Source organism: Bradyrhizobium sp. SUTN9-2, assembly GCF_003122645.1.
In the GTDB taxonomy this organism is placed as follows: domain Bacteria; phylum Pseudomonadota; class Alphaproteobacteria; order Rhizobiales; family Xanthobacteraceae; genus Bradyrhizobium; species Bradyrhizobium yuanmingense.
In genome coordinates this window covers 2,721,857-2,739,104 of record NZ_LAXE01000001.1, presented here as the reverse complement: position 1 = coordinate 2,739,104, position 17,248 = coordinate 2,721,857, and the positions used below count along the sequence as shown (strand labels likewise).

The following is a 17,248-nucleotide window of genomic DNA, read 5'->3' as shown; positions in this document are numbered from 1 at the left end:
GACCGCGCTGGACGTGAAACACAAAAGGAAATCGTCACGAACAGGCTTTTACGGGATACCGCGGTCCTTTTCGTCACAGAGGGTTTCCACCCGAAGCCGTCCGAAGCAGACATTGAGGATCTAATCGACCCAGCCGTGTACGACAAACTCGTCGCTGACACCTACAAAGCTGAGTTGAAGGGCAAGAAGCTCGTACTGAATCCTAAGATCCCACGCATTGTGAAAAGGCACGAAGAAGCCTTTAAAGAGCTCGGCATTGAATTCTTTAAGACCCGACCCGCGCGCGAGTTTATGTCCCTTGTTGGCTCTGAACCCGCGAAGGTACTTACGACCGATAGCACCAAGCGTTTCCAAGCCATATTCAAGGAGCTTTCGGCACGTTACCAAAAAATGAGAAACGTATCTTCCTTCAGGTGACGCGGATATCGTCCATGCGCAATTCACTATGAGAACCACAGATGTCCACTGAACATATCGACGTGAACTTCAAATGCCCAAAGTGCGGATGCACTGAGATCACGCTGCCCGATAACCACACCGATGAATCGCACGCCACGTGCAAAGACTGCGGTGCAGATTTCGGTCCCTACGGTGACATCAAGCAGCGCGCAATTGATCTAGTGAAGAGCGACGTAAACAGAAAGATCAAAGAGGCGTTCAAGGGCGTGAAGGGCTTGAAGATGACTTAGCCCTCCTCCACCACTTCCTCCCGCGCCCCTCCATCTCCCGTCGCCAGACCGTCCAATCATCAACTGGCTCAGGCTGGATAGCCGCACCGGCGCTGTCGTTTGAATACTGGTGCACAACGCGCTGGGTAATTCCTTTCGCATCCACAGAGGTGAGCAGAATCTTCCCTCCGACCCAGTGCGCACCCTCAATCTGCTCCTGCCGCGCGACTTCGGTGATGTGCAGTAGATCCAGTTCAGGCACGTAGTCGTCATTGCGGCGCAGCCTGAACCCACACCGCTCTACAAGCTCGGGGTTCAGCGACGTTCCTGATATCGTACTCTGCTCGATCAACCGCGAGCATTGGGTCGCACCACCCGAATTGGCCAAGACTTGTTCAATTCGCGACGATCGGTCGGTCCATAAATCCATGGCATAGGCAGCAGGACGATTTTGCTTTTCGAGCCAGCCGATGATGTAAAATGTCGAAAACGCATCACCATTCCGATGCTTTTCCGCGAGCGCAGTGAACGTCGCAGGAAGCCAACTTTCGGCGTGCTCTACGAAATCATCGAATGATGCAAAGTCAACGTCGATACGCGAGGCGAGCGATGACGTCAGAAACGCCGGCCCGGTGCACGCGACAGCTGCCGGCAGCGACGGCAATGCGGCCGCCTTTGTCAGGTCGGCAATGGTGATGACGCCGTTGCGATCGTAAACAACGCCATCCGTCATCATGTGCACGGACGACCGCTGCGGCAGGACGAATGTAGAGCTCAATGAATCACCTCTAGCGAACCATTTACCCGGACCACCTCGGCTGCCGTCGAATTCAGTGCGGCGGTAACGTCGTTGCCGTACACACCCGCGAGCTGGCGAGCGATACTGACATCTTCGCTCGTAAGAAATGCAGTGTTCTGGCTAAAGTCGATCGACGCCGAGACCCTAGCTTTCTCCAGCGCTGCTGCGGCCTCGCCTGTCCGTTTCGAGAAGTCATTAATGTCAGCAGCTCGTTCAGCGGAAACCTTGCCGTACGCTTGCATGGCGGCCGTCGTAAGCTGGGCCTCAGCGCGCATCTAAGCTTGTGCCGCCGCCCCCAGGCCCTCCGTCTTCGCATCAGCCTCCAAGCGAGCGATGTGCTTTTCGATTGCCTCCGTAGCGCGATCGTACGCGTCGGCTTGCTCGTCGACCTTCTTTGCCGGATCCTTGGACGTATCGCCGCGAACCGCCGTCGCAACATCTTGAGCCTGCCGCATGGCCTGAGGCCGACTACGCGCTGTTCACTGAGTACGGCACGCGGAAAACTTCGGCGCAGCCGTTCTTCTACACGACCGCCCGCGCGATGCAGGCGGATATTAATTCAAACATTGCAAAGGCTGTCCAAGATGTCCTCAACGACCAATCCCTGCGCGCGTGAGATCAAGTTCGCTGGCGAACTTCGAACGTGTAACCTCAACGATCCCATCGTCTTGGATACGATTGCCGGCGGGCATACGATGCGCAATCTTTCGCTTCTGATGAAGTTCTCGGGCCAGCGCCCCCTCGTTGGACAATACGGCGATACCCCCGCAGCCTGCCTTAAACGGTTTCTCGAACAGGTCTACAGCGTTTCCGACGTCGAGAACGTCATTACTCTTGGCCTGATTGGCGGCGGCACGAATGCGGACGACGCCTTCGCGCTTGTGAAGGAGCATGTGACCGGGCAGCCGCTCGCCGCTAATGCGCTGATTGCTTCCGAAGTGATTGCCGCGCTCTTCGTCGGCGCGCAGGAAGCCGCCTGATGGCAGGTCCGAGCCTTATCATCCCTGTGGGCGCTGACATTCGCCAGTTCCAACAACAGATGAAGGAAACGTCGAGCATCGCCACCAAGGCGACCCTCGCGATCTCGAAGCAGGCCATACAAATGTCAGCCGGCTTCCTAGCATCGCAAGGCGCTGCAGGTGCAGCGACGCTTGCGTTTGGTCGACTGCTTGGCGCCGCTACACCGGTCCTGTTGGCCGTCACCGCTATCCGCGACGCCTTCAAGTTGATGTCCTACGCCACCGACCTGGCAAAGGCGAAGATAGAAGAGTTCAACGCGGTCACCGATGCTGCTAACGCGACGGGATTCAGTACTGAATTCTTCCAGCGCATCACCAAGTCGGGTGGCGAGGCTCGCGACAAGATAGTCGACCTGACCGAGGCCTTGAAGCAGTTCAACCAGGCCAGCACGGACAAGCTTGGTGGTTCGGCACTTCAGAAACGCCTTGATGAGCTGCAGAAGGCAGGCAACTTCTCCGGTGGCGCAATCGGCGGCAACGACGCTGAGGGGAAGCTCCGCAGCGTCGTCGCGCTGATTGACGACGCGTTGCAGAAGGGACAGAGACTCGCGGCGCTCGATCTGGCGGAGACCGCGTTCGGGCCGAAGGTCGCTGCCGCTTTGCGCGCTGATAGCTCATATCTCGATGACATGCTGAAGCGTGCCGACGCGATCAATAAGACCCAGCTTATCAGCGACGAAGACCTCGGCCGCGCGCAGGATCTGCAACGCAGGATGGACGACGCGCAGAAGATCTTGGCCGATAAATGGAAGCCGATACAGGACGACATCGCCAAGCTCGGCGTGAACTATCATGAAAGCTGGGTAGCAATCACCGAGGATCTTGCCGCGGCAGTCGGCATGCCGGCGCAACCGTTCGCTCGTGCGGGCACCTTCGATGAACCATGCCTCGATCTCGATAGGGTTGAGGCTGTCTACCATGTGCGGGGTCGGGACCTTGCAGCCGCTCGCGCGGATGGTGCGGACGTTGTGCTGATAGCGGCGCACGCGTTCCACCATTGGCAATTCCGGACCGTGGCGCAGCAGCTGGTCCTTGGGCCATATGCTCAGATCGTGGCGTGGTATCCACGCGGGTAGCCTTAGGCCTTAGGGATAGATCCTTGCTTGAGGTTAGAGCCGAGGTGGAAGGTGCGAACTTCCTCTCGGCTTGAAGTTGTGGTAATACCAAAACATGTCAAGGTCAACAGTGGTATTACCAAAACCAAAAGGGGGGCGCCCTGCCACCGGTCGCGATCCGGTGCGAGCAATACGCCTTTCCGACGAATTCATGACCAAGGTCGACGCATGGGCGGAGGAGCAGGATGACAAGCCCGGCCGCTCAGAAGCCATCCGCCGCCTGGTCGAGATCGGGCGGAACGCCAAGGCGCGATCATGACTGGCGGGCTAAGGTACTGTGCGCTGATGGACGCAGCGTCGGGCACGACGATCTACGTCAATCCTGCCACCGTTCGTTTTGTCCTTCCAGCAGGCCATAAGTCGATTTTGGTCTTTTCGGAGACACACACCATCACTGTCACTGGCGATCTCCAGGCGGTAATGCAGAGCGGCCTGTTCGAGCTATCAGACCTGTGAATTCCGTGCACGACTGCCACGTGCAAGGGCGGCCGATCTCCCAGTGTGCCATTATCAGCCGATGGCAATGAGGCGAAGTAGGAACTGGAGCGCTGGCCTCGCCGAGCGCAAACGCGTCTACATGCGACGTACAGGCAAGACACCCTTTGGGGATTGGCTCTGGACCGCCGAAGAGAACAAGATTTTCAGGCGCTGGCATCCTGACATGGCGAAGCTTCGAGAAATGCTCCCTCGCCGAACCCAGGCGGCGATCCAGTTGCACGCGACCCAGCTACGGTTGGCACGCCCCTACAACGTTGGACGACCAGCGAACTCCGGCAGCTCAGAAGACGATGGCGAGACGCGACTAACGCTGAGTTGATCGCGGAGCTCCCACGTCATTCATGGGCGAGCATTCGAACAAAGGGGGAGCGACTCGGCATCCGACGTCACCGGAAACCCAAGCGGACAGGAAATCCAATGCTGGATGAGATTCGGAGGAGAGCCGCAGAGCTTCACATCTCCCTATCCGAACTGGATCGAATCTGTGCCGCGGGAGGTTATTTCGCGCGCAGCGCCTGCGGTCATGAACCGAGCCGCAACGTCCTGCCCAAAGCTGTCGCTGCCCTTGGTGGGAAGTTGCAGATCGTGTGGCAGTGACGATCAACTTCGCTGGCCTCATGCCCCCGACGAACCGCGGCTCTATCCGTCCGCATCCGCCTGAGAGATTGCGTCAGCGATCGTAGACCCGCTTTCCGTGATGGCCGAGCCAATTTCGGCGATAACCCGCGCAGCGTCCTTTATTTCCATTGCGAGATTCTCGATCGCGCCAAAATGCGTCGAGGCGTCCCCCACGCCCAACTTGTTGAGCGCGCGAGCTGTGTGAATCTGCGCATCCCTCAGCTCCAACAGAGCGTAAGCAATCGCAAAAGCGCCGTCACCTGATCGCGCGCGCTCCTCAAAATAGTTCTCGATATGCTGGTCTGCCTTCGCCAACGGGGCCTTTGTCATGATCAATCTCTACTAACCCTTTTCGCTTTTTTTGAAAGCACATCGGATGGCGGAAGCCGGGATGGAAAGTACCAACCACCTTGCTTATTGATCGGCGATCCCTTGCCGGTCGTCTTGCGCAGATGAGCATCCCAAGCACGCCACGCTGGCTCTTCTTCTCGGATGAAGACCTGGTCTTTTGGACGCAAGTCGACGATCGGGTGCCCCATCGCTATGCGAAATTTCCACCGATCGATGCCGATCGAGGTAAAGCAGTCCTCGAGCGTGTAGTTCTCGTCAACGGCGTCATGCATCGCCGACGCTGATACCCCAGCGTGCAACGCTCTCCTCAACAGCGTCAAAACTTCGCTGTCGTGTTCTTCGCAGTAGAACTTCAAGCGCATGCGGCCGCGAACCAGATAACAGTCTCGCATGCCCGGGTCCCGATCGTCGGCGCGCTCAACGGCTGCGTACCTTGGGACATCTCGAATGTCGGGAGGCAGGCGCTCGCCATCCTCCGAAAAACGAGGAACAGAGGCCATCAGAACGGCGTCCTGAATCCGACCGATGCCGAATTTTCTGATCCAGTCTGCGAACGCTTCGTTCCAGCCGGGACCGAGAAACCCACAAACCTTATGCTCCCACATTTCACGCAATTGCCGCGCTGCGGGCTCACCTACAAAATCCGAGCTCATGGTTCGCCCACCTGTGGATGAACGGTTCGAATCAGGTGAGAATCCTACGCCCCGCTGTCTCCTAAGATCCAGCTATCTCCCGGAAGTACCTGCATTAAAAATATTTGTTCAGATGGCGGCATTAGGATTGCAAGAAACCAGTGGATAGTGGGGAACGTGATTCGGATCGTGGTGTCATCACGCGCATCACAAATATGCTCAGCTCATCTCGTTGCCGGTCAGCGGGCCGATGCACCGGCTCGAAGCGGGAAGAAATCGCGCTGGCCGAAAAGCCACTCTGGCCTGGCAGCGCGCCTTCTATTCGCTCCGCTTTGGACCTTCAGACCGAATTCTCACCACCTTCGCAGAATTTGCTGCAAATTATATTGCATTTTTGCAGGTCGCACGCCGCACGGGCGCACGGGTCGAAATTATACCCGACGACGCAAATCAGGTTTTAGACCCTGAGGCGCTGGAGCGCATGATTGATGAGCGCGTCCGGCTGATCGCCATCACATGGATACCGACCAATGGCGGCTTGGTGAACCCAGCTGAAGCCGTGGGACGCATCGCGCGCGCCCATAATGTTCCCTACCTGCTGGATGCATGCCAGGCGGTTGGGCAGCTTCCCGTCGACGTCCGTGCGCTTGGTTGTGACATGCTTACGGCGACGGGGCGGAAATTCCTGCGCGGTCCGCGTGGAACAGGCTTCCTCTACATGCGCGAGGATTTTCTGAAGGACATTGAACCGGCCATGATAGACCTGTTCGGTGCACCTTGGGTTGGACCTGACCGCTACGAACTCAGGTCCGACGCTCGACGGTTCGAAACCTGGGAGGCGAATTACGCCGCGCGGCTCGGCCTTGGCGTAGCGGTCGACTACGCACTTTCAATCGGCATCAACAAGATCGAACGACGTTGTCGCATGCTTGCGAACGAGTTGCGCGCAGCACTCAGCGCGATCCCCGGTCTGTCGATTCACGACCTCGGAGAAGATCGCGCTTCAATCGTCTCATTCACTCTTCAGGACTTGGAAGCACGCGAAGTCATGCGCCATTTGCAGGGTGACAAAATCAATGTCTCGATCTCTCCTCCAACAAGTACGCCGTTGGACGCAATGAGGAGGAGGCTTCCGCACGTCGTTCGGGCTTCGCCGCACTATTACAATACACGCGAAGAGGTCAACACTCTTGCGTCAGCCGTACGGCGACTAAGCCGCTGACGAACGCTCAGCGTGACAGCTCGCATCAGTTCGCTAGAGCTCACAGTTGTAGCGCTGCGCGACTTCACGATGATGCGCGTCGGAACAGCAGCACGCAGGCCACGAAGATCACGCCCTGGATCACCGTCACCCACTCGCCGAAGCCGGCAAGATATTGCAGCATGGCGATGGGCGCCCGACCACGGGCCCGAAGATGGTGCCGAGGCCGCCGACCAGCGTCATAAGCACGATTCACCGGACATCGACCAGTGCACGTCGTTAAGCGAGGCGTTCTGCGCCACGAACACTTTCAGCGAGCCGGCAAAGCCGGCCAGCGTGCCGGACAGGATGAACGCCAGCAGCTTGTACTGATCGGTCTTGTAGCCCAGCGAGATAGCGCGCTGCTCGTTCTCGCAGATCGACTTCAGGACCTCACCGAACAGCGAATTGATGATGCGCCCGAGGACGAATTCCCCACCCATGGCGGTGGCAAGCCGCCATGGCGCGACTACAGTCCAGATGTTTGCAGCATCGGCGCTTACGGACGCGCGCCGATCCACATCATTAAAGATGGTGACGCCGCGCATTCATTGCGCTCGTTCGGTTGTCGAAAGTGCGACGAATAGACCTTCCGACTGCGGCGCGATCGCCGAGCTCCGCAGCCACCTCACTTCGTTAACGCCTACAACTTCGCCAAGCGACCCAAAGCTCTCAAAGGCCTCACACCGTTCGAGTTCGTCTGCAGGGCCTGGACAAAAGAGCCAGGACAATTCACGCTCAATCCGCTCCAGGCAATGACGGGACTAAACATTTAGAGGGCAGGGATTATCAAACTTCCGTTCGGCGGCTCACAACATCAAATCAGTTTACTGGCGGCGCGAAGTGCGCAATTCTTGTTCAAATTCCGACAGCGGCACAAAGCCCGTCGGGTTCAAAACACTGGTCGCGATGAACTGCCGTTGAGCTATTCATGGGCAATTAGGCACTTAATGCGCGCAGACGATGCTGGCACGGACGTTGCTAATAAGGTGCAGCAGTACTGAAAGTGCTGAGCGCACCCAAACGCGAGTCGAGCGATGCTCTCCTTTCTTGAACCGATGTGGCCCGCTTGTGAGAGGACGAGCTTGTTCCTTGTGACTTTGTGTGTCGTCGCGCTTAGCGCGGCGACACCGACATTCGCTACGGATCTCGCTCGGCAGGCCGTCTACGCCAAGGCACCACCCCTCTCGGTCGCGGTCGCGATCGGAGATCAGCTAGCACAAAACGTCGCGCAGCCTCTGACAATAACTTTGGAGCGTAACATGGCGCTGGGCTTAGAATCCGCAGCTCCCCCGATCAAGGTGGAGAACTGGCTGCGTGGTCAGCCCCTCACGAGCTTCCAGCCCGGGAAAGTGTACATCGTCGAATTTTTGGCAACTTGGTGCGCACCGTGTGTGGCGGCGCTGTCCGATCTGGTACAGCTGCAAGAGAAATACAGAGATAGCGGAGTTGAAGTCCTCGGAATAGCAGCTCGTGAGCGCGCTCAAACAGCGGAAGAGGCCCGAAGCAAGTTGGACACATGGTTGACCGAAAAGTTGCCGAATCTCAACTATCGGGTCGGGTTCGACTACACACGCGAAATGGACAAGCTTTGGATGGATTCCAGCTTTTCTGTTGGGATTCCCACCTCGTTCGTCGTCGACCGTGATGGCCACATCGCCTTTATCGGTTCTCCGACGCAACTCGAAGACGTCTTGCCGAAGATTTTGACCGGCAGCTGGCGCATCAGCGATGAAGCGAAAGCCGCCGATGCAGAGCGGATCGCCAACGGCAAACGCACAATGCCGATCTTCGCCAAACTGACGCCGGCGGTGAAGGCGCAGGATTGGGCGAAGGCGCTTTCGGTGGTCGAAGAAGCCATCGCTGTTCTGCCGGATGACGTGAACTTTCGCGTGCTCCATGCGGATCTGCTGCTTCACAAAATGCGCGACTTGCAGGCCGGCCTGCCAGTGATGCGCCAATTGGTTCGTGACGCGATCAACAAAAAATCCACGATGTGGATGGCCCGGGCGCTGCGCCAACTCTTTGATCCGGCGAATGACAACTCTCATTTGCCGCAGGCCGAGCGCTTTGCGATGGGCAATGAGTTATCCGAACACATTCTGGCAATAAATCGTCCGCAACGCGGCGAGGCCCCCAAGTTCTCTTCCTATCCGGCGGTCGCTCAGTATTATTACGAGAGCGGCAACAGGGATCGCGCGATCGAGTTGATCGAGGTGACGCTGAAGTCGCTGGACGGTCCCGCACCTATCCCGGACAGCCTGAAACAGCAGGTTATGTCGGAATTGGTCCAAACGCTGGCCAACTACAAGAGTCAGAAGGCTTGCTATGGGTCTCTTTGTGCGACTCCGCAACCCGGAGTCTCGCAAAGTACCAAAGCGCAAGCGCCGGAGGAGAGAAGATGAAAAAGGCTGACGATCTGAGCTGCTCACTGGTTATTTCGTCCATTTATCCGGTGTGCCATCGGCAATTAACGATCGGCGAGCACGGCGGTGGATCGTTTGTGGCACGTTGGAAGTTCGGATTGCTATGACCTCCATCCGGATCGACGCGGAGGTGATCTTCAAGGTGAAGTCGCGCCGCGATCCCATAACGCGAAGTATCTGGCGGCCGTATGCTGAACACTTCCTTCATCAAAACACACCTTGCGTACAGCCATGGCCGAGGCCGGAGCTAGGCCCACGCTTCTGCAGACGGGCCAAGAATAGTGACGTCGCTCCCGCCTACCTGGCTCACAGAAGCTCGGATCGCGCAAGGCTGGCCGATGCCTCAGATCGATGCTCTCAGCCCGAGGAGCTCGCAAAGCGTGAGGCGCTTCAGCTAAGCGTTTACGCGAAGAGTGGGTGAAAATGGGTAGAAGAGTTCGGCCGCAGCCCCCAGACTCCGGGCATTTCTCGCATCCCTCGGACGGCGCGCCAAGCATTGGGCCCATCGGGTCTGGATTGAACGGTTTTTACACCGCGTGTGCCACAGACCCATAGCGCCATGACCAATCAAGATGACAAACGGCCCGCCGCAATCGGCGTGGTTCTCCCGTTTGCGTTGGAGCACTGGCTGAAGCAGCCAGTCCGTGCCACGATTATCCTCGTCGGCTTCTTAGGGGCGACGGTCGCCGACCTGTTCATGCCGGTCTATTCCGGCCGTCTGGTGGATGCATTGACGTCGGGCCCCTCCGACCAAGCGGCGCGACATGCAGCACTGATTGCGTTCGCTGGTACCCTCGCCCTTGGTCTGCTCTCAATTATATTGCGGTTTACGGGCTTGCAGGCGATCGTGCCGTTCACGCTGAAGACCATGTCGGATGTGGCCCGTGGGGCCTTCATGCGCGTGCAGCGCTTCTCGACCGACTGGCATGCTAACTCGTTCGCCGGCTCGACCGTGCGCAAGATCACCCGCGGCATGTGGGCGCTCGACCTGCTTAACAATACGATCCTGATGGCATTGTTGCCGTCGCTTGCGGTGCTCGTGGGCTCGACGATCCTGCTCGGCCTGCATTGGCCCGAGCTCGGCGTCGTGATCGGCCTCGGCGCAGTGATCTATGTCGCCATCACGACGGCATTCACGATCGGCTACATCGCGCCGGCGGCGCGCGTCTCCAACGCATGGGACAGCAAAGTCAGCGGCACGCTAGCGGACGCGCTCACTTGCAATACTGTGGTGAAATCCTTCGGTGCTGAGGCGCGTGAGGATGTGCGGCTTGACGGTGTCGTCCGACGCTGGCGGGCGCGGGTACAGCGCACCTGGCTGCGGTCCAACGGCACGAGTACGATGCAGCTCGTAATGCTCTTGTGCTTTCGTGCTTCGGTGATCGGCGGCGCCATCCTGCTGTGGATAGCGGGGCGCACCTCTCCGGGCGACGTCACCTATGTGTTGACAAGCTATTACATCATCCACGCCTATTTGCGTGACGTCGGGATGCACATCAATAATCTGCAGCGCTCGGTGAACGACATGGAGGAACTGGTTACCATCTATGGCGAGCCGATCGGCGTTGTCGATGCCCCCGACGCCAAGCCGATCGACATTCACGCCGGGAGGATCACGTTCGAGGACGTCACCTTCCTCTATGACGGCGATCGCGTGCCGCTCTACGACGGATTGTCGATCAACATTCGGGCCGGCGAGCGGATCGGTCTGGTCGGGCGCTCCGGCTCCGGCAAGACCACGTTCGTCAAGCTGCTTCAGCGGCTCTACGACGTCTCCGGCGGCCGGATCCTGATCGACGGGCAGGACATCGCGCTGGCCACGCAGCAGTCGCTGCGCGGCCAGATCGCGATCGTGCAGCAGGAGCCAATCCTGTTTCACCGCTCGCTGGCTGAAAACATCGCCTATGGCCGACCGGGCGCCAGCATGGCGGCGATCAAACAGGCGGCGAGGCTCGCCAATGCGCATGAATTCATCATACGATCGCCGAAGGGCTACGGCACACTGGTGGGTGAGCGCGGCGTAAATCTGTCGGGCGGCGAGCGGCAGCGCGTTGCGCTGGCGCGCGCGTTCCTCGCCGATGCGACAGTGTTGATCCTGGACGAGGCGACGTCGAGCCTGGATTCGGAATCGGAAGCGCTGATCCAAGAGGCGATGCAACGGCTGATGAAGGACCGCACCTCGATCGTAATCGCGCACCGCCTGTCAACGGTCCGCGGCCTCGACCGCATCCTGGTGTTCGATCGCGGCGAGATCGTCGAGCAGGGCACGCATCGGGCACTGATCGTGCAACCCGACGGCATCTATCGCAGTTTGTTCGAGCGGCAGGCCATTGAGTTCGGTCCGCTCTCGGCGGAAGGCCCGCCTAAAACATGGCTGGCCGCATCTCCATAGCCCTGGTGCTATTTGGCCGTACTGGAGGGACATGAGCATGGCCTGATAGTTCCACATCCCTTTTGCAATCTAGACTAGTGACGGAGCGCGTGAGCGTTGATGCAAAGGCGCTTGAAGGGCTCGCAGTTATGGTTGAGCCGGGCCGGCCGTTCGGCTTAAGCGAGGTCCGCGGCGACGGCAGCGGGATTACGGAGGCACGGCGGACGCTGCCGCAGGATGCCCGGGTGCGCGGCCAGGCGTGGCGGCTTAGTGTGACCCTGGCGAGCCTCTGCCACCTCGTGTGGGGGAGGTGGTGGCGCGCAGCAGCGCCCGTGAGCAGATGGTGTTCGGCACGGTACGGTTCGGCCGCATACATGGCGGTGCCGGTGCAGCCGCGCGATGGCCCTGTTCATCAACACCCTGCCGCTGCGGCTCGATCTCGACGGCATCGCCGTCGAGGCGAGCCTGCACATCATACTTGCGCGCCTGCCCGAGCATGAGCATGCCTCACTGGCACTACGAGTTCTTCAGTCGAGTTCGCATCTGATTTCTACCCAGGCGTAGGGGACCGTAACGACTTGCGCCAACGTGGTCAGAACAGGTAAGTGGGGCCGCTAAAGCGGGATGGGGTTGTGAATCGATTGGGGATTGAACGAAGCCGCAGGCGGGCATTTGAGGAGAGGTGGTAACGGCCGCCTCCTATCTGAGGGGATCGAAAGTTTTCAGAGCCCCTTCACACAGGAGGTTTTCCGATGGCCCAGCTGAGCCCTCTCCGCCGACGCATTATCGAGGACATGACGGTCCGCAATTTGTCGCCCGCGACGCAACGATCATATCTCAACGCAGTATCGAAGTTCAGCCGGTATTTTGGCCGAGCGCCGGCCATTTGGGCTTGGAGGACGTTCACGCGTTCCAGGTTGATCTGGTGGCGACGGGGATATCATGGCCAGCACTCAACTAGATCGTCTGTGCCTTGCGATTCTTCTACAGGATGACGCTCGGCCACAGCACGATCCCGGAGCGCATCACCTACGCGGGAGCCAGGCCGCAATCGGCGGGATGCGCTCGGCACGGCGCGGGTGCTCGCTGTAGATGCCGCACTCTTCCCGCGGGTGGGGGCTGAAGAACTTTCCCGAGACGCTTCCTCTGGCGGACCATGAATTCGTCCTCACCTTCGATGACGGACCGGGACGCCGAACACGGATAAGGTGCCGGCTGCGCTCGCACAGGAATGCGCGCGAGCCACGTTCTTTCTGGTCGGCCGATCCTCGGCGGAATTTCCCGAGCTCGTGCGGCGTATGGCCGCCCAGGGCCACACCGTAGCGCACCCCAGCTGGTCGCATCCGATGATGTCGAAAATCTCGTTCGAGCAGGCTAAAGAGGACATCGAGCGCGGTATCGCCGCCGTCGAAATGGCGCTCAACGGTGGGTCCACCAAATGCCCTCGACGCCGTTCTTCCGGTTCCCTACTTCGACGCGACACCAGCGACGCTCGATCTCTTGCAGGCGCGCGGAATTGTCGTGTTCCGAGCTGACCTTTGGGCGAGCGATTGGGAGAACATAACTCCAGAGCAGGAGCTCACAATCCTGATCAAGCGGCTTGAGGCCGCTCGTAAGGGCATCATTCTGCTGCATGATGCGCAGACGCGAACGGCGGCCATGCTGCCTACGTTCCTGCGCTACGTGCATCAGAACGGGTATCGGATCGTGCATCCGGTGCCGGCTGCCGCCACGAGCGCTGAAGCCCCATTGACGTCTTGGCACCACGCCTTCCCGCAGTGAAGGCGCGCGAGAAGTGTCGGAGATGAACTCCTGGGGGCAGAGACGGCTACGGGCGATCTCGCGGCCTAATCGGGTTCGATATGCGAAGCCTCAACGTGACGAAGCTGTTCCTGCTGTACGGCGATCATGCCGCCCTGGACGCCCTTGCGCCAAAGCGAAACAAGAGCTGCCCCACTTCGGCGGCTGGCCTGGCGCCGCTGAACAAGAATCCTTGCACCTCGTTGCAACCCTCGGCACGAAGCCAATCGAGCTGCTCCGTAGTCTCCACCCCTTCCGCTGTCGTCGTGATGTTGAGGCTCCGGCCAAGGCCCGAGATCGCCCGCACGATAGCCCCGCAATCGGAGCGTTTCGCCAGATCCTTCACAAAGGAGCGATCAATCTTGATCTTGTCGAAGGGAAAGCTGCGCAAGTAGCTGAGGCTTGAATAGCCCGTTCCAAAGTCATCCAGCGATATGGAGACGTCGAGCTCGCGGAGCTGGTGTAGGATCGCAAGATTTGCCTCCGTCTCCGCCAGAAACACCGATTCGGTGATTTCAAGCTCGAGCCGCTTCGGGGCTAAGCCGGAATTCGCCAGCGCTGAAATCACCACCTGAACCAGATTGCGGCTACGGAATTGCACCGGCGACAGGTTGACCGCGACCTTGATCTCCGAAGGCCACTTTGCCGCCTCGTTACAGGCATCGCGCAGCACCCATTCTCCGAGGGGCACGATCAGCCCGATTTCCTCCGCAAGGGGAACAAACTCGGCCGGCGAGATCATGCCCTTCCCTGGGTGCGGCCAGCGCAGAAGAGCCTCAAAACCTGAGATCTTGTCGCTCGCGATGTCAATCAACGGCTGATAGTGCAGCTCGAATTCGCTGCTGGCAAAGGCGCGGCGCAAATCAAGCTCCATTTCGCGCCGCCGCTGCACCTGCTGATCCATCTCCCGCTCGAAAAAGCGATGCGTTCCGCGGCCATCCTCTTTGGCGCGATAGAGCGCCATATCGGCATTACGCATCAGCTCGGCGCTGCTGGTGCCGTCGCCTGCTGACAACGCGATGCCGACCGAGGCACCGATAATGAGTTGGTTGCCGTCAATCTCATAAGGCGCACTCAACGTCCTGATCAGGTCAGCCGCGAATTGGCTCACATGCGTCGGCGAGGTATCATCCGTGAGAATGATCGAAAATTCGTCGCCGCCGAGCCGTGCCGCCAAATTGTTGCCGGCTACCTTGGACCGCAGCCGGTCGGCCACTTGCTCGAGCAGGTGATCGCCGATGAGGTGGCCGAACGAATCGTTGACGTTCTTGAAGAGGTCGAGGTCTATACACAGCGCCGCGACGCGGTTGCCAGCTGCATTAGCCCTTTCGAGCGCCTCTCCGAGCCACCTCTGGTGGAGCGCGCGGTTTGCGAGGTTGGTCAACCCGTCGTGAAGTGCCATATGGGCGATGCGGGCCTCGGCCTTGCGCCGTTCGGTGATGTCGACCACCACAACCAGATAGCCCTCGCGTCCCTCGATCATGAGGCGCCGCCCAAAGGTCAGCACAGAAATCTCAGTGCCATCAGCCCTGACATGGCGCCAGGGATGTTCGGACTGAGAGATGTCGCCCGCTTCTCGCAGCGCCCGCGTATAGCTGACCCGCTCGTCGTCTGGCCAGATCTCCTGAACCTTCATTCGCAGGAAGGTCTCGCGAGCATAGCCATAGTGCTGCACTGCCGCGTCATTGACCCTTACGAAGTCCATTGTCACGGCATCTAACGCCCACATCGGCATCGGATTACTGTCGAACAGCAACCTGAACGAGGCATCCCGGCGCTTGAACGACGTAACGTCGGAAATGACCACGGACACGATGTCTCCGAAGGCACTGAGGCGCAAGCGCAGGCTCTGATCACCGTATTCGATCTCGAACTGGTCACCGAAATCATCCGCGACCGCGGCGCCCAACCGCTCCATCACCTCCTTCGAACAAAGCAGATGGTCTGAATTGCCGAGGCGCTGCCACAACAGGCTGCCCTCTTCAACACCGAGGAGCCTTGCTGCTGCCTGATTGTGGTGCACGACTTGAAAATCAAATGGTCTGCCTGCGGGATCGCGAACGGTTGAGAGCGAGATAACGCCATCGTCGGTCTTGCAAAAGATTGCATCGATCAAATTGTATTCTAGCGCGCTCGTTGACATAGACGCCGACCAGCGTACCGCCCCAACGCGATAAGGTCGGCAGCGCCAGCACGTCGTAGGTCCGCACCATGCCGGCGTGCACGCAATGAGCGGTTGCCAGATAGGGATGGTTGTTTGCAATCGCATTCGAGGCCGCCCCGGTGAGGGCTGTCGCGCAATCTGGACGCAACGCATCCAGCGGAATGTCCCAACGGGCCTCGCCCAACCAGTTCTGAGCATAGCGACCAGTGCGCGAAACGGCAAACGCGCCATTGTCACACCTGAGCAGCACAAGATGATCGGCAAGCCGCCCGAGGCTCCCCAGCAGCACATTTTCGTAGCGGGGAAGCGTTTCGCCGGGCTTGAGCGCAGCCTGCCACTTGCGTCGCAGGACCGGCATGTCATTGAACAGCCTCGTATCTGATTCCGCGAATTGCTCGTTGGCAGCACTCATCACACGCCCCACTCACCTAAGCTTCCTGCGCCCGGGCGGCATCAAATCCAGCTTGGCTTAATTCGCTCTTAAAAGACGAGACGGTCGCGTTCGGCCCCTGCTGATCGATGCCGTTGCCTGAAACATGAGGCGCGACTGTCTTCAAGACTCATAACGCAGAAAATCCGCGGCGGTAATGGCATAATTCGACGAAAAGCGTTTGCCAGCGGCCCTGTGACGAGGAGAATCTTCGAATGAATGATTTGACCGTCACGCATTCTACGAAGGAGCGCTCGTCGTTGCGCGCGAAATTTTTCGTCGGATATCCGATTTGTACGACTACTATTTGCCGACGGCGCAGGCGCCAGCAAATCCTCAATGTTGATTGTGCTTGAAGGACCGTCCCAGGAGATGCGCGATAACTAAGCGCATGTTAAAGAAATGTGACGACTGCCAGCGCGAGGAAGCCACGCATGAAAAAGAGTGATGTGACGTGCTCGGAATGCGGCGCTTGTTTTTGCCGTCTTGAGCTTACGTACGAACGTGGCATCCGAGGAAACTACCACTGCCCTGCTTGCGGCACACCGATCGAGGAGCTCGGAGCGGCCCACCTCGTGCTTTATCACGTGACCGTACAGCCTTCCATTAGAGCAATCCGCAATCAATAATCCGTCGCGGTAGCCCGCTTGGCTAAGGAGCTTTAGTGGGTTCGCTCAATTTTGGTGTCTGATAGCGAGATCAGCGCGCCCCTTCCTTGAAGCCACAAACAGCATCCTTGCCGACCTTCAATGGTTGCGCCGTGACCGACTTGCTTGCGGGCTTTCCTGCAAATTGCATCGCCTCCCTCGTTAACGGATTGCCGAGCAGGCGCTCGTAATGCGTCTGCCACGTTCCATGAAAGATCTTGAGCTTGGCTCCAGCTGCCGGAAGCTGAGTCAGCGGCCTGAATGCGGCAGGCGTTGCGCTGCTGACGTCGACTTCGGACGAATATATCGAAGATCTATCGTCAACGCGTATTGCGGGCATCCAACCACAGCGCGCACAAGAACGTAAGCGGAGTTCTGCTTCTGCCGAAGCCGCATCTCTGGATTTCGCGATGAGCGATGGCAGCCCCTTTCATCGGCAATCCATAGACCAACTATCCGCTTCCCAAGGA

At 58.9% G+C, this 17,248-nt stretch carries 13 protein-coding genes and 6 pseudogenes; 13 read left to right on the top strand and 6 right to left on the bottom strand.

What is annotated here, in order from left to right:
- Positions 1-417 (top strand): hypothetical protein (locus XF30_RS38100; RefSeq protein WP_204524508.1); only part of this gene is annotated, 417 nt, incomplete at its 5' end.
- 41 nt (positions 418-458) lie between these two features.
- Entirely contained in the window at positions 459-689 is a 231-nt protein-coding gene (locus XF30_RS38095) for an ECs_2282 family putative zinc-binding protein (protein ID WP_109142875.1), read from the top strand.
- Here XF30_RS38095 and XF30_RS12445 read toward each other — a convergent pair.
- On the bottom strand, positions 658-1,446 hold the full coding sequence (locus XF30_RS12445; RefSeq protein ID WP_146207688.1) for a hypothetical protein: 789 nt from the start codon (positions 1,444-1,446) through the stop codon (positions 658-660). The two genes, XF30_RS38095 and XF30_RS12445, sit on opposite strands and share 32 nt — an antisense overlap.
- On the bottom strand, positions 1,443-1,709 hold the full coding sequence (locus XF30_RS12440; RefSeq protein WP_146207687.1) for a hypothetical protein: 267 nt from the start codon (positions 1,707-1,709) through the stop codon (positions 1,443-1,445). Before XF30_RS12440 ends, XF30_RS12445 begins: the two co-directional genes overlap by 4 nt.
- 342 nt (positions 1,710-2,051) lie before the next feature.
- On the opposite strand from XF30_RS12440, the gene XF30_RS12430 reads away from it, so the two are divergent.
- The 3 genes from XF30_RS12430 (at position 2,052) to XF30_RS38085 (ending at position 4,057) form a co-directional block, all read left to right on the top strand.
- Positions 2,052-2,447: a GTA-gp10 family protein gene (locus XF30_RS12430; RefSeq protein WP_109142871.1), complete on the top strand. Its 396-nt coding sequence runs from the start codon at positions 2,052-2,054 to the stop codon at positions 2,445-2,447.
- The gene (locus XF30_RS38090; protein WP_158284368.1) at positions 2,447-3,562 is read left to right on the top strand and encodes a hypothetical protein; all 1,116 of its coding nucleotides are present in this window, start codon (positions 2,447-2,449) and stop codon (positions 3,560-3,562) included. Before XF30_RS12430 ends, XF30_RS38090 begins: the two co-directional genes overlap by 1 nt.
- Positions 3,563-3,886: 324 nt before the next feature.
- Positions 3,887-4,057 (top strand): hypothetical protein, encoded by a 171-nt coding sequence (locus XF30_RS38085; protein ID WP_158284367.1) that lies wholly within the window; start codon positions 3,887-3,889, stop codon positions 4,055-4,057.
- Positions 4,058-4,738: 681 nt separating this feature from the next.
- Here the strand turns inward: XF30_RS38085 and XF30_RS12415 are convergent.
- Together XF30_RS12415 and XF30_RS12410 are read right to left on the bottom strand one after the other, a co-directional pair.
- Positions 4,739-5,047: a hypothetical protein gene (locus XF30_RS12415; protein WP_204524507.1), complete on the bottom strand. Its 309-nt coding sequence runs from the start codon at positions 5,045-5,047 to the stop codon at positions 4,739-4,741.
- 2 nt (positions 5,048-5,049) lie between these two features.
- The gene (locus XF30_RS12410; protein ID WP_146207686.1) at positions 5,050-5,721 is read right to left on the bottom strand and encodes a hypothetical protein; all 672 of its coding nucleotides are present in this window, start codon (positions 5,719-5,721) and stop codon (positions 5,050-5,052) included.
- Between the two features lie 245 nt (positions 5,722-5,966).
- Here XF30_RS12410 and XF30_RS12405 point away from each other — a divergent pair.
- A pseudogene (locus tag XF30_RS12405) lies at positions 5,967-6,922 on the top strand (aminotransferase class V-fold PLP-dependent enzyme); the annotation flags it as partial.
- 64 nt (positions 6,923-6,986) lie between these two features.
- Here XF30_RS12405 and XF30_RS12400 read toward each other — a convergent pair.
- Positions 6,987-7,359: pseudogene (locus XF30_RS12400) on the bottom strand (branched-chain amino acid ABC transporter permease); the annotation flags it as partial.
- 213 nt (positions 7,360-7,572) lie between these two features.
- Here XF30_RS12400 and XF30_RS39300 point away from each other — a divergent pair.
- The 7 genes and pseudogenes from XF30_RS39300 to XF30_RS38075 form a co-directional block, all read left to right on the top strand.
- Positions 7,573-7,716, top strand: a pseudogene (locus XF30_RS39300) (IS481 family transposase); the annotation flags it as partial.
- Positions 7,717-8,202: 486 nt separating this feature from the next.
- Positions 8,203-9,345, top strand: coding sequence for a TlpA disulfide reductase family protein (locus XF30_RS12395; RefSeq protein WP_192893404.1), 1,143 nt, complete (start codon positions 8,203-8,205; stop codon positions 9,343-9,345).
- On the top strand, positions 9,342-9,473 hold the full coding sequence (locus XF30_RS39800) for a hypothetical protein (protein WP_283811135.1): 132 nt from the start codon (positions 9,342-9,344) through the stop codon (positions 9,471-9,473). The genes XF30_RS12395 and XF30_RS39800 overlap by 4 nt, the downstream gene beginning before the upstream one ends.
- A gap of 452 nt (positions 9,474-9,925) precedes the next feature.
- Positions 9,926-11,758 (top strand): ABC transporter ATP-binding protein, encoded by a 1,833-nt coding sequence (locus XF30_RS12390; protein ID WP_109142867.1) that lies wholly within the window; start codon positions 9,926-9,928, stop codon positions 11,756-11,758.
- Between the two features lie 378 nt (positions 11,759-12,136).
- On the top strand, positions 12,137-12,301 hold the full coding sequence (locus XF30_RS38080; RefSeq protein WP_158284366.1) for a hypothetical protein: 165 nt from the start codon (positions 12,137-12,139) through the stop codon (positions 12,299-12,301).
- Positions 12,302-12,489: 188 nt separating this feature from the next.
- Positions 12,490-12,773, top strand: a pseudogene (locus tag XF30_RS39295) (phage integrase N-terminal SAM-like domain-containing protein); the annotation flags it as partial.
- A gap of 16 nt (positions 12,774-12,789) precedes the next feature.
- A pseudogene (locus tag XF30_RS38075) lies at positions 12,790-13,519 on the top strand (polysaccharide deacetylase family protein); the annotation flags it as partial.
- A 124-nt stretch (positions 13,520-13,643) separates the two neighbouring features.
- Here XF30_RS38075 and XF30_RS12365 read toward each other — a convergent pair.
- Positions 13,644-16,113, bottom strand: a pseudogene (locus XF30_RS12365) (putative bifunctional diguanylate cyclase/phosphodiesterase).
- Positions 16,114-17,248 lie beyond the last annotated feature (1,135 nt).

Excerpts from the sequence above, each read along its gene's own strand:
- XF30_RS12390 (WP_109142867.1), top strand. The coding sequence starts at position 9,926 with ATGACCAATCAAGATGACAAACGGCCCGCCGCAATCGGCGTGGTTCTC.
- XF30_RS38095 (WP_109142875.1), top strand. The coding sequence starts at position 459 with ATGTCCACTGAACATATCGACGTGAACTTCAAATGCCCAAAGTGCGGA.
- XF30_RS12415 (WP_204524507.1), bottom strand. The coding sequence starts at position 5,047 with ATGACAAAGGCCCCGTTGGCGAAGGCAGACCAGCATATCGAGAACTAT.
- XF30_RS38090 (WP_158284368.1), top strand. The coding sequence starts at position 2,447 with ATGGCAGGTCCGAGCCTTATCATCCCTGTGGGCGCTGACATTCGCCAG.
- XF30_RS12395 (WP_192893404.1), top strand. The coding sequence starts at position 8,203 with ATGGCGCTGGGCTTAGAATCCGCAGCTCCCCCGATCAAGGTGGAGAAC.
- XF30_RS12440 (WP_146207687.1), bottom strand. The coding sequence starts at position 1,709 with ATGCAAGCGTACGGCAAGGTTTCCGCTGAACGAGCTGCTGACATTAAT.
- XF30_RS12430 (WP_109142871.1), top strand. The coding sequence starts at position 2,052 with ATGTCCTCAACGACCAATCCCTGCGCGCGTGAGATCAAGTTCGCTGGC.
- XF30_RS38080 (WP_158284366.1), top strand. The coding sequence starts at position 12,137 with ATGGCCCTGTTCATCAACACCCTGCCGCTGCGGCTCGATCTCGACGGC.
- XF30_RS38085 (WP_158284367.1), top strand. The coding sequence starts at position 3,887 with ATGGACGCAGCGTCGGGCACGACGATCTACGTCAATCCTGCCACCGTT.
- XF30_RS39800 (WP_283811135.1), top strand. The coding sequence starts at position 9,342 with ATGAAAAAGGCTGACGATCTGAGCTGCTCACTGGTTATTTCGTCCATT.
- XF30_RS12410 (WP_146207686.1), bottom strand. The coding sequence starts at position 5,721 with ATGAGCTCGGATTTTGTAGGTGAGCCCGCAGCGCGGCAATTGCGTGAA.